The organism is Pseudomonas sp. LBUM1676 (assembly GCF_059695605.1).
Map to the genome: position 1 here is coordinate 5,766,578 of NZ_CP166777.1, position 12,277 is coordinate 5,778,854.

Genomic DNA, 12,277 nt, shown 5'->3' on the forward strand with positions numbered 1-12,277 from the left:
CCTGGGAGCGATCACTTGGCCGCCTTCGGTCGCTCACCGAAAAATAATTTCAAAAAATCGCAGCCTGCGGCGACTGACGCCAGGTAGATACCAATTGCCCCGGTAGAAGTAATCGCGGGCTGCGATCTGTGCTATCAAACTCCCAACCTCTAATACCACTTAAGACCAACCGCACTTGCGCCCAGCCTCAAGGGCAGGATTTCACGCGCTTACAATAAAGTGGTCTGATTGACATGGTATTCAAGTGGTATTAGTTTTCGCAGCATTACCGGGCGACAACACTCCAATATCCGCATCGGACACCTGATATGAATGACCTCCAGGCCCTACGCCCTGACGATACCCAGCCCACGCCGTTGTACCTGCAACTGGCGCGCAATCTGGAAGCGGCGATCCATGCCGGCCAGTGGAAAGCCGAACAGGCCATGCCGTCGGAGCGCAATCTCAGCGAAACGCTGGGCATCTCCCGCGTCACGGCACGCAAGGCACTGGAAGTGCTGTTCGAACAGGGGTTGATCCGGCGCAGCCAGGGTTCCGGCACCTTCATCACCCCGCGTCTGGAACAGCCGCTGTCGCGCCTTTCAGGGTTCAGCGAGATGTTGCGGCTCAAGGGCTTTGTCCCCGGCTCGCAATGGCTGGAGCGGGAAATCACCCCGCCGACCCACGAAGAGCTGATTCGCCTGGGCCTCTCGCCCAACGACAAGGTCGCGCGGCTCAAGCGCCTGCGCAAAGCCGATGACACGGTCATGGCGATCGAGATGAGCACCCTGCCCGCCACGATCATTCCCCGGCCGCAAGCGGTGGGCGATTCCCTCTACGAATACCTCGATGGCATCGGCAAACCGGTGGTCCGCGCCCTGCAGCACATCCAGGCGATCAATGCCTCGGACGAATTCGCCGCGCTGGTGGGCATCGCCCCCGGCACCGCGATGCTGCTGATGACCCGCGTCGGCTACATGGAAGACAACACACCGATCGAAGTCACCGACACCTATTGCCGCAACGACTACTACGATTTTGTCGCAGAGCTTCGCAGATAAAGAGCTCCGTAGATAAAGAGCTCCACCGCTGATAAGCCACGCCGCTGAACGAGAACCGATCATGTCCGAAGACAACATCCTCACCGCCCACGGCTGGGTTCGCGGCCGGCTGATTCACCGACACGGCAAGGTCGTGTCGATCGAAGGCCAGCCCTGCGATCCGGCGGACAACGACCTGCCCTACCTGCTGCCGGGCTTCATCGACCTGCACGTTCACGGCGGCGGCGGCAAAGACATCATGGAAGGCGCGCCCGCCTTCGAGACCATCACCAGGACCCACGTACGGTTTGGCACGACCTCGCTGCTGGCCACCACCATGACTGCGCCGAACGACGAAATCTCGCGGGTGCTCAAGGACCTCGGCGAGTTCTGCGAACAGCGCCCGAAAGGCAGTGCCCGGGTACTCGGCGTGCATCTGGAAGGCCCGTACATCAATCCCGGCAAACTCGGCGCCCAACCGAACTTCGCCCACACCGCGTTGATGGCCGAAGTCGAGCAATACCTGGCCCTGGCACCGATCCGGGTGATCACCATCGCCCCGGAAATCGCCGGGCACGATAGCTTGATCCGCGCCCTCAGCCATCGCGGCGTACGCATGCAAATCGGCCACACCCTCGGCAGCTACGAGGAAGGTGTGGCGGCGCTGGAGGCCGGCGCGACCAGCTTCACCCACTTGTACAACGCCATGAGCCCGCTGCATCACCGCGAGCCGGGCATCGTCGGCGCGGCCCTGGCCCACGCCAAATACGCCGAGCTGATTCCGGACTTGCTGCACGTGCACCCCGGTGCCATCCGCGTAGCCCTGCGCTCGATCCCGTGCCTGTATTGCGTCACCGATTCCACCGCCGCGGCCGGCATGCCCGACGGTGAATACAAACTCGGCAGCCACACCGTCACCAAATGCCTGGGCGGCGTGCGCTTGCCCGATGGCACCTTGGCCGGCAGCACCCTGACCATGGATCAGGCCCTGCGCAACCTGGTGAAGATCGGCCTGCCGATCACCGAAGCCTCGCAACGTCTTTCGCAATTCCCCGCCGACTACCTCGGCCTGCAAGAACGCGGCCGCCTTGCCCCTGGCAGCTGGGCCGACTGTGTGCGGCTCGATCGCTCACTCACACTGACCGCCGTCATGGTCGAAGGAGAAGACATTGACTTCAAAAATGCTTGAAGAGGCGCTGTCCTCGTTCGAGGCCGTGCAAGCCCAACTGCAACAGCTCGACCCGCAGATGATCGAGATCGCCGGGCGCCTGCGTCGTCAGCCGCCGCAAGTGGCAATGACTGTCGCCCGCGGCAGCTCCGACCACGCAGCCAGTTACTTCGCCTACCTGACCATGCAGCAGTTGGGCATTCCGGTAGCGTCATTGCCGATGTCGGTGGTGACCATGCAGCAGGCACCGTTGAAGGTCAGCGGCCAGGTGGCTTTCGCTTTCTCGCAATCCGGGCAAAGTCCGGATCTGGTGAACAGCCTGCGCCTGCTGCGCAAGCGCGGCGCCCTGAGCATTTCGATGGTCAACGCCGAGAGCTCGCCACTGGAAGCGGCCTGCGAATTCAGCCTGCCGCTGTGTGCTGGCACTGAAAGCAGCGTCGCCGCGACCAAGAGTTTCATTGCCACCCTCAGCGCCAGTGCCCGACTGATCGCGCACTGGAAAGAAGACGGGGAGCTGCTGGAAGCAGGCCTGGCCCTGCCGGCAGGCCTGCGCGACGCGGCACAACAGGACTGGAGCCTGGCCATCGACGCCTTGCGCGATTGCCAGCGCCTGATGGTGATCGGCCGTGGCGCCGGTTTCGCCATCGCCCAGGAAGCCGCACTGAAATTCAAGGAAACCTCGGCAATCCAGGCCGAAGCCTTCAGCAGTGCCGAAGTCCGTCATGGTCCGATGGCCCTGATCGACGAGCACTACCCATTGCTGGTATTCGCCCCGCGCGGCGCCGAGCAGTCTGGCTTATTGAGCCTCGCCGCCGACATGCGCCAACGCGGTGCCCGGGTATTGCTGGCCGCGCCCGAAGACATCGCCGAACGCGACCTGACCCTGACCTGTGCCGAACATCCAGCCCTCGATCCGATCCTGGCGATCCAAAGCTTCTATGTCATGGCCGCCGGCCTGGCGGTCGCCCGAGGCATGGACCCGGACCAGCCACGCCACTTGAGCAAAGTCACCCGCACCCACTGATTCGAATGGCAAGAAAATAACCCTGTAGGAGCGAGCTTGCTCGCGAAGGACGTTAACGATAACGCGTTCTTCCTGAATAAACGCGCTGCACTCGAATCCTCCGCGAGCAAGCTCGCTCCTACAGGGGGCGCGTTGTCCTGAAGTCCTTCGCGAGCAAGCTCGCTCCTACAGGGGCGAGTTGATCCGAAAGGGACGTGTTGATCCGAACCGTAGTTTTTATTGATGAGACCGAGCCATGCACAACAACAATAAAGAGCTGACCCTCAGCGCCCCGCTCAGCGGCCCGGTGCTCACGCTCGCCAAAGTCCCGGACGCGGTGTTCGCCAGCGGCGCCATGGGTGACGGCATCGCCATCGATCCGCTGAACGACACGCTTCACGCCCCTTGCGCCGGCGTCGTGGTGCACGTCGCCCGCACCGGCCACGCCGTCACTTTGCGAGCTGACAATGGTGCCGAATTGTTGCTGCACCTGGGCCTGGACACGGTCGAGTTACAAGGCAAAGGCTTCTCCATGCTGGTCAAGGAAGGCGCGCGAGTCGCCAATGGCCAGCCGCTGTTGCGCTATGACCTGGACCAGGTCGCGCAGCAGTGCAAAAGCCTGGTCAGTCTGATGATTCTGACCAATAGCCAGGACTTTCAGGCGCGGCCGATCACCTTGAAATCGGTCAAGGTTGGCGAACCGCTGCTGCACATCATTCGCCGACACGCCTCGGCGGCGCAGGCTGAAGTGGCGTTGTCGGGGGAAGAAATCCACGGCCACATCCGCGTCGCCCATCGTGGCGGATTACATGCCCGGCCGGCGGCGCTGATTCGGCAGACGGCACAAGGTTTCAAGAGTAAATCCCGGCTGCATTTCGCCGGCAAATCGGCGACCTGTGACAGCTTGATCGGGATGATGGGGCTGGCTGTCGGTGAACAGGACGAGGTCCAGGTCAGCTGCCAGGGTCCGGACGCCGAAGCAGCCTTGCAAGCATTGTTGGTCGCATTGTCCACAGCATTGGCCGAGGATGGCCACGCCGCGGCGCCAACCGCGATCTCAGCGCGCAGACGTACGGCTGAAGCGGGCGTGCTGCACGGGGTTTGCGCCGCACCCGGCCTGGTCGGCGGGCCGTTGTTTCGCTTGACCGCGATCAGCTTGCCGGTGGACGCCGGCAACCATGATCCCGAGCAACAACTGTCAGCCATCGACACTGCACTGAGCCAGGTGCGCAGTGAAATCGGCCACACCCTGGCCGAAGCCAAAAAGCACAAGAACAGCGACGAAGAAGCGATCTTCGCCGCCCACCTCGCGTTGCTCGAAGACCCGGCATTGCTCGACGCCGCCAACCTCTACATCGACCAAGGCATGGCCGCGACCCATGCCTGGAGCCAATCGATCGACGCGCAGTGCGACATGCTGCAGCAACTGGGCAGCACACTGTTGGCCGAACGCGCCAACGACCTGCGCGATCTCAAGCAACGGGTGCTGCGTGCCCTGCTGGGTGAAACCTGGCATTACGACGTGCCGGCCGGAGCCATCATCGCGGCGCATGAACTGACCCCGTCCGACCTGTTGCAACTCAGCCAGCAAGGCGTCGCCGGGTTGTGCATGGCCGAAGGTGGCGCGACTTCCCATGTGGCGATTCTCGCCCGGGGCAAAGGCTTGCCATGCCTGGTGGCATTGGGCGCGACGCTGCTGGATCAGGCGCAAGGTCAATCCGTGGTGCTGGATGCCGATAGCGGACGTCTCGAACTGATGCCGAATGCCGAACGCCTGGCGCAGGTCCATCAGGCACAACTCGATCATCGCCAACGCCGCGCAGAGCAACAGGCCCAGGCGCACACCCCGGCGCTGACCCGAGACGGCTTGCAGATCGAAGTCGCCGCCAACGTCGCCTCCAGCACTGAAGCGGCTGACGCACTGGCCAATGGCGCCGACGGCGTTGGCCTGCTGCGCACCGAATTCCTGTTTGTGGACCGCAACACCGCGCCGGATGAAGAGGAGCAGCGCGTTGCCTATCAAGCCGTGCTGGACGCCATGGGCGACAAGCCAGTAATCATCCGCACCATCGACGTCGGCGGTGACAAGCAACTCGACTATCTGCCTCTGCCAGCCGAAGCGAATCCGGTACTGGGTTTGCGCGGCATCCGCCTGGCCCAGGTTCGGCCGGAACTGCTGGATCAGCAGCTGCGCGCACTGCTGCATGTCTGCCCGCTGTCGCGCTGCCGGATCCTGCTGCCGATGGTCACCGAAGTCGATGAACTGCTGCACATCCGCCAGCGCCTCGACGCCCTGTGCATTGAGCTTGAGCTGACTCAGCGCCCGGAACTGGGGGTGATGATCGAAGTGCCGGCCGCCGCGCTGTTGGCCGAGCAGCTGGCCGGGCATGCGGACTTCCTGTCCATCGGCACCAACGATTTGTCGCAGTACACCCTGGCCATGGACCGCGATCACGCCGGCCTCGCTTCGCGGGTCGACGCCCTGCACCCGGCATTGCTGCGGCTGATCGCCCAGACCTGCGCCGGTGCCGCGGTGCATGACCGTTGGGTGGGGGTCTGCGGCGCACTCGCCTCTGATCCGCTGGCCACACCGGTACTGATCGGCCTGGGGGTCAGCGAATTGTCGGTGAGCCCGGTGCAGATCGGTGAAATCAAGGATCGCGTCCGTCACCTCGATGCCGCCGAATGCCGACGCATCAGCCAGGACCTGCTCAAGCTGAGCAGCGCCAGCGCGGTGCGTCACGCCTGTCACCAACACTGGCCTCTGAGCTGAACAATAACGAAAAAAATCCAGGGAGATCCGCCATGTACCAATACTTCATCGAAGGTCTGCAGCGCCTCGGCCGCGCATTGATGCTGCCGATCGCGATCCTGCCGATTGCAGGACTACTGCTGCGTCTGGGCGATACCGATCTGCTGAACATCGCAATCATCCACGACGCCGGCCAGGTGATCTTCGCCAACCTGGCGATGATCTTTGCCATCGGTATCGCGGTCGGTTTTGCCAAGGACAACAACGGCACCGCAGGTCTGGCCGGGGTCATTGGCTACCTGGTGATGATCTCAACCCTCAAGGTGCTCGACGCGAGCATCAACATGGGCATGCTCGCCGGGATTGTCAGCGGCCTGATGGCCGGCGCACTGTACAACCGCTTCAAGGACATCAAGCTGCCGGAATACCTGGCGTTCTTCGGTGGCCGGCGCTTCGTGCCGATCGTTACCGGGTTCGCCGCCGTCGGCCTGGGCGTGATCTTCGGCCTGATCTGGCCGCCGATCCAGCACGGCATCAACGGTTTCGGCACGCTCATGATGGAGAGCGGCAGCTTCGGCGCGTTCATCTTCGGCGTGTTCAACCGGCTGCTGATCGTCACCGGCCTGCACCACATCCTCAACAACATGGCCTGGTTCGTCTTCGGCAACTTCACCGACCCGACCACCGGCGCCATCGTCACCGGCGACCTGTCGCGCTACTTTGCGGGCGATCCGAAAGGCGGCCAGTTCATGACCGGCATGTTCCCGATGATGATCTTCGGCCTGCCCGCCGCATGCCTGGCGATGTACCGCAACGCCTTGCCGGAACGGCGCAAAATCATGGGCGGGATTTTTCTGTCCATGGCCCTGACTTCGTTTCTGACCGGGGTCACCGAACCGATCGAATTTGCCTTCATGTTCCTCGCACCGCTGCTGTATGTGCTGCATGCGTTGCTGACCGGTCTGTCCATGGCGGTCACCAACCTGCTGAACATCCACCTCGGCTTTACCTTCTCCGGCGGCTTCATCGACATGATTCTGGGCTGGGGCAAATCCACCAATGGCTGGTTGGTGCTCCCGGTGGGACTGGCGTATGCGGTGATCTATTACGTGGTATTTGATTTCTGTATTCGCCGGTTCAACCTCAAGACGCCCGGGCGTGAAGACGTACCGACGGGCGACAAGGTGGCGATCGCCGAGCACGAGCGTGCCGGGGCTTACATCAAGGCGCTGGGTGGTGCGCAGAACCTGATCACCGTGGGGGCATGCACCACGCGGCTGCGCCTGGACATGGTGGATCGCAACAAGGCTTCGGACGCAGATTTGAAAGCACTGGGTGCGATGGCGGTGGTTCGTCCGGGCAAGGGCGGCAGCTTGCAAGTGGTCGTCGGGCCGATGGCGGACAGCATTGCCGATGAGATCCGGTTGGCGATGCCTGCGTTGGGCCGGGCCCTGGTCTCTACCCCTGCAGCCGTTGTCGATACGCCGAAACCTGCCGCCGTGGCCACAGCGCACGCGCAGCAATGGCTGAATGCCCTGGGCGGTAGCAATAATGTGCTGCAAATGGATTGCATTGCGATGACCCGCATTCGCCTGCAACTGGCGGATGGCAAAACATTGTCGGAGTGTGACTTGAAGGCGCTGGGTTGCCAGGGTGTCAGTCAGTTGGAGGGCGGGGTCTGGCATCTGTTGGTTGGCGACAAGGCGGCGAGTTTGAGTGCTGCGCTGGAGGCGTTGGTTAATCGCACTGAGGTGAGTGCCAAGGTTTAGATTGTTGGCGCCTGATAGTCCGCCTTCGCGAGCAGGCTCGCTCCCACATTGGACTTGTGAACACCGCATCACTGTGGGAGCGAGCCTGCTCGCGAAGAGGCCCTCCCGAACACCAAAAACTCCTGGCAATAAAAAACCCGCTGATATCACTTCAGCGGGTTTCTCATTTCAGCAGCCAGAAAGATCAGAAATCCTCCAGCCGCCACACCTCATAAGCCGGCGTCTCATAGGGATGGCTGAGTTTCAACGCAGCCACCACGGCCACGATCAACTCATCCGCCACCACCAGCTCAACCTTCCATTCCTCGACCTGTTCGACCTGCCCCGCTTCCCCAATAAACGGCTGACTGCCATCCAGAGGGCGAAACTGGCCCAGGCCCGACACCTGCCACGCGCAGTGGTCATAAGCCCCGATCCGCCCGCCACCGGCAGCGAATACGGCGCTCTTGACCACCTCGACATGGCTGTCGGGAACAAAGAAGCTGAGCTTATACACCGCTTGGTTCACCCGCTTTTAGTTTACCCAGACTCGAGCATTACGGAACATACGCATCCAAGGTGCGTCTTCGTTCCAGTCTTCCGAACGCCACGAGTTCTGCACCGCGCGGAACACACGCTCCGGGTGCGGCATCATGATGGTCACGCGACCGTCACGGCTGGTCAAACCGGTGATCCCGCGCGGCGAGCCGTTCGGGTTGGCCGGGTAGTTTTCGGTGACCTTGCCGTGGTTGTCGACGAAACGCATCGCTACGCAACCCGACAGGTCGGCTTCGAGCAACGCTTCTTCGCTGGCGAATTCGGCATGACCTTCACCGTGAGCGATGGCGATTGGCATGCGCGAACCGGCCATGCCCTGCAGGAAGATCGAGTTCGACTCCTGGACCTGAACCATCGCCACGCGCGCTTCGAACTGCTCGGAACGGTTACGCACGAAGTGCGGCCAGAACTCGCTGCCCGGGATCAGTTCGTGCAGGTTGGACATCATCTGGCAACCGTTGCACACGCCGAGGGTGAAGCTGTCGTTACGTTCGAAGAAACCCTGGAACGCATCGCGAGCGCGGCTGTTGAACAGCGCGGACTTGGCCCAGCCTTCGCCGGCACCGAGTACGTCGCCGTAGGAGAAACCACCGCAAGCGACCAGACCTTTGAACTCGTTCAGGTCGACACGGCCGGCCAGAATGTCGCTCATGTGCACGTCGATCGCGTTGAAACCGGCGCGGTCGAATGCAGCCGCCATTTCCACCTGACCGTTGACGCCCTGCTCACGCAGTACGGCAACCTGTGGGCGAATGCCTTTCTTGATGTAAGGCGCGGCGACGTCCTGGTTGACGTCGTAGCTCAGCTTGACGCTCAGGCCCGGGTTGTCTTCTTCCAGCAGCACGTCGAACTCTTGTTCGGCGCAGTCGGCGTTATCACGCAGACGCTGGATCTGGTAGCTGGTTTCAGCCCACTGACGTTGCAGCAGACGGCGCTGACCTTCGAACACGGTTTCGCCGTTGAAAGTGATGTTGATCTGGCCGTTGTTCATTGGCTGACCGATCACCGACACGCACTCGCCCAGACCAGCCGCGCTGAACTGCGCGAGGATGTCCGGGGTAGCGTCCTGGCGAACCTGGATCACCGCACCCAGTTCTTCGTTGAACAGGATTGCGGCGATGTCGGCGGAAGTCTCTGCCAGGCCGTCGAGGTTCAGGCTCAGGCCGCAGTGGCCGGCGAACGCCATTTCCACCACGCTTGTCAGCAGACCACCGTCGGAACGGTCGTGGTAAGCCAGCAGGTGACCGTCGGCGTTGAGGCCCTGGATCACGGCGAAGAAGGCTTTCAGGTCTTCGGCATCATCGACGTCCGGCGCTTGCGAGCCGAGCTTGCCGTGAACCTGGGCCAGGATCGAGGCGCCCATCCGGTTCTGGCCACGGCCCAGATCGATCAGGATCAGGTCGGTGGTGCCCTTGTCCATGCGCAGTTCCGGCGTCAGGGTCTGACGGATGTCAGCCACTGGCGCGAAACCGGTCACGATCAGGGACATCGGCGAAGTCACGGTCTTGTCGACGCCTTCGTCGTTCCAGCGCGTGGCCATGGACATCGAGTCCTTGCCCACCGGAATGGTGATACCCAGGTCCGGGCACAGTTCCATGCCGACTGCTTTCACGGTGTCGTACAGACGCGCGTCTTCGCCCGGGTGACCGGCAGCGGACATCCAGTTCGCCGACAGCTTGATGTCGGAGATCTTCTTGATGCGCGAAGCGGCAATGTTGGTCAGGGTTTCGCCGATGGCCATGCGACCCGACGCCGGAGCGTCCAGCAGTGCCAACGGAGTACGCTCGCCCATGGCCATGGCTTCACCGGTGTAAACGTCGAAGCTGGTCGCGGTGACGGCAACGTCGGCCACCGGAACCTGCCATGGGCCGACCATCTGATCACGGGCCACGAGGCCGGTGATGGTGCGGTCGCCGATGGTGATCAGGAAGCTTTTGCTGGCCACGGCCGGGTGATGCAGAACGCGTTCGACGCAGTCTGCAATCTCCAGGGTCGACGGGTCGAAATCGTCGCCCAGTTCGTTTTCGCGAACGGCCGAACGGTGCATGCGCGGGGCTTTGCCCAGCAGCACTTCCAGCGGCATGTCCACCGGGCTGTTGCCGAAGTGGCTGTCGGTGACCGTCAGTTGCGGCTCTGCAGTGGCTTCGCCGACGACGGCGAATGGGCAGCGCTCACGCTCGCAGATCGCCTGGAAGCGTTCGAAGTCAGCCGGGCCGACTGCCAGAACGTAGCGTTCCTGGGATTCGTTGCTCCAGATTTCGTGCGGGGCCATGCCCGGCTCGTCGTTTGGAATGTTGCGCAGTTCGAAGCGGCCACCACGGTTGCCGTCGTTGACCAGTTCCGGGAAGGCGTTCGACAGACCGCCCGCGCCGACGTCGTGGATGAAGCTGATCGGGTTTTTGTCGCCCAATTGCCAGCAACGGTCGATGACTTCCTGGCAGCGACGTTCCATTTCCGGGTTTTCGCGCTGTACCGAAGCGAAGTCCAGGTCGGCCGAGCTGGTGCCGGTGGCCATGGAGGAAGCCGCGCCGCCGCCCAGGCCGATCAGCATTGCCGGGCCGCCGAGCACGATCAGCTTGGAGCCAACGGTGATCTCGCCTTTCTGTACGTGTTCGGCACGGATGTTTCCCATGCCGCCGGCCAGCATGATTGGCTTGTGGTAGCCGCGAACTTCGTCGCCACGCGGGGTGGTGATCGACTGTTCGAAGGTACGGAAGTAACCGGTCAGGGCCGGACGACCGAATTCGTTGTTGAACGCAGCGCCACCCAGTGGGCCTTCGATCATGATGTCGAGCGCGGTGACGATGCGCTCAGGTTTGCCGTACGGCACTTCCCACGGCTGTTCGAAGCCCGGGATCTGCAGGTTGGATACGGTGAAACCGGTCAGGCCAGCCTTGGGCTTGGCGCCGCGACCGGTGGCGCCTTCGTCGCGGATCTCGCCACCGGACCCGGTGGATGCACCCGGGAACGGGGCGATCGCGGTCGGGTGGTTGTGCGTCTCGACTTTCATCAGGATGTGCACCGGTTCCTGCACCGCGCCGTACTGGCGGGTTTCAGGGTCCGGGAAGAAACGGCCGGCGACGTTACCGACGATCACCGAAGCGTTGTCCTTGTAAGCCGAAAGCACACCTTCGCTGTGCATCACGTAGGTGTTCTTGATCATGCCGAACAGGCTTTTTTCCTGGCTCTGACCGTCGATGTCCCAACTGGCGTTGAAGATCTTGTGACGGCAGTGCTCGGAGTTCGCCTGGGCGAACATCATCAGTTCGATGTCGTGCGGGTTGCGCTTCAAGCCGATGAAGGCGTTGACCAGGTAGTCGATTTCGTCTTCGGCCAGAGCCAGGCCCAGCTCGGTGTTGGCTTTTTCCAGCGCGGCGCGGCCGCCGCCCAGCACGTCGATCGCGGTCAGCGGCTTCGGCTCGGCGTGGCTGAACAGGCCGGCAGCCTGTTCAAGGTTGCCGAGGACGATCTGGGTCATGCGGTCATGCAGCGCATCGGAAATCAGCTGCGCTTGGGCGTCGCTGAACTGACCGGCGACGTAGAAAGCGATGCCGCGTTCCAGGCGCTGGATTTTCGTCAGGCCGCAGTTGCGAGCGATGTCGCTGGCTTTACTGGACCACGGCGAAATGGTGCCGAAACGCGGCAACACCAGGAACAGACGACCGGTTGGCTCTTGTACCGGAACACTTGGGCCGTACTTCAGAAGGCGCGCGAGCACCTGCTGTTCGTCGCCGGTCAGGACGCCGGTAACTTCGGCGAAGTGAGCGAATTCAGCATACAGGCCGCTGACAGCCGGGACCTTCTGGCTCAGTTGCTCAAGGAGTTTGCTGTGGCGAAAGGCAGAAAGGGCAGGAGCGCCGCGCAGGATCAACATCTTCGGGACAGCCTCGGGAAGGGGTGTGCTTTGAGGCCGTGCATTCTAGCCTAAACAGGCCGCGACATCACCCGAAACGGTACGCACGGCTGTACCCGGACGTCGGGCCGCCTTTGCGGGGCCGTAACCCAGGCTCATCGGGCAAGGCGCCGGGG

The 12,277-nt window shown here is 62.6% G+C and carries 7 protein-coding genes; 5 read left to right on the plus strand and 2 right to left on the minus strand.

The genetic code is table 11. From position 1 onward, the window contains the following. The first annotated feature begins 308 nt into the window (after window positions 1-308). The 5 genes from ACA041_RS26650 to nagE all read left to right on the plus strand — a co-directional run bounded on the left by ACA041_RS26650 (window position 309) and on the right by nagE (window position 7,711). Entirely contained in the window at window positions 309-1,040 is a 732-nt protein-coding gene (locus tag ACA041_RS26650) for a GntR family transcriptional regulator (RefSeq protein WP_497438552.1), read from the plus strand. A 61-nt stretch (window positions 1,041-1,101) separates the two neighbouring features. Beyond that, complete coding sequence (gene nagA / locus ACA041_RS26655; protein ID WP_497438553.1) at window positions 1,102-2,208, plus strand: N-acetylglucosamine-6-phosphate deacetylase; 1,107 nt, start codon at window positions 1,102-1,104, stop codon at window positions 2,206-2,208. Continuing rightward, window positions 2,201-3,211 (plus strand): SIS domain-containing protein, encoded by a 1,011-nt coding sequence (locus ACA041_RS26660; RefSeq protein ID WP_497442179.1) that lies wholly within the window; start codon window positions 2,201-2,203, stop codon window positions 3,209-3,211. The genes nagA and ACA041_RS26660 overlap by 8 nt, the downstream gene beginning before the upstream one ends. A 235-nt stretch (window positions 3,212-3,446) precedes the next feature. Then, window positions 3,447-5,963 (plus strand): phosphoenolpyruvate--protein phosphotransferase, encoded by a 2,517-nt coding sequence (gene ptsP, locus ACA041_RS26665; protein ID WP_497438554.1) that lies wholly within the window; start codon window positions 3,447-3,449, stop codon window positions 5,961-5,963. Window positions 5,964-5,995: 32 nt separating this feature from the next. Then, window positions 5,996-7,711, plus strand: a complete 1,716-nt coding sequence (gene nagE, locus ACA041_RS26670; protein ID WP_497438555.1) for an N-acetylglucosamine-specific PTS transporter subunit IIBC — start codon at window positions 5,996-5,998, stop codon at window positions 7,709-7,711. Between the two features lie 184 nt (window positions 7,712-7,895). Here the strand turns inward: nagE and ACA041_RS26675 are convergent, their stop codons facing one another. Both ACA041_RS26675 and purL read right to left on the minus strand, forming a co-directional pair. Further along, entirely contained in the window at window positions 7,896-8,207 is a 312-nt protein-coding gene (locus tag ACA041_RS26675) for an NGG1p interacting factor NIF3 (RefSeq protein ID WP_497438556.1), read from the minus strand. Window positions 8,208-8,225: 18 nt separating this feature from the next. Beyond that, the gene (purL, locus tag ACA041_RS26680; protein WP_497438557.1) at window positions 8,226-12,122 is read right to left on the minus strand and encodes a phosphoribosylformylglycinamidine synthase; all 3,897 of its coding nucleotides are present in this window, start codon (window positions 12,120-12,122) and stop codon (window positions 8,226-8,228) included. Window positions 12,123-12,277 lie beyond the last annotated feature (155 nt).

What these genes read in the sequence shown, in the direction of transcription:
- ACA041_RS26660 (WP_497442179.1), top strand. Translation starts at nt 2,201, where the DNA reads ATGCTTGAAGAGGCGCTGTCCTCGTTCGAGGCCGTGCAAGCCCAACTG.
- nagA (WP_497438553.1), top strand. Translation starts at nt 1,102, where the DNA reads ATGTCCGAAGACAACATCCTCACCGCCCACGGCTGGGTTCGCGGCCGG.
- ptsP (WP_497438554.1), top strand. Translation starts at nt 3,447, where the DNA reads ATGCACAACAACAATAAAGAGCTGACCCTCAGCGCCCCGCTCAGCGGC.
- ACA041_RS26650 (WP_497438552.1), top strand. Translation starts at nt 309, where the DNA reads ATGAATGACCTCCAGGCCCTACGCCCTGACGATACCCAGCCCACGCCG.
- purL (WP_497438557.1), bottom strand. Translation starts at nt 12,122, where the DNA reads ATGTTGATCCTGCGCGGCGCTCCTGCCCTTTCTGCCTTTCGCCACAGC.
- nagE (WP_497438555.1), top strand. Translation starts at nt 5,996, where the DNA reads ATGTACCAATACTTCATCGAAGGTCTGCAGCGCCTCGGCCGCGCATTG.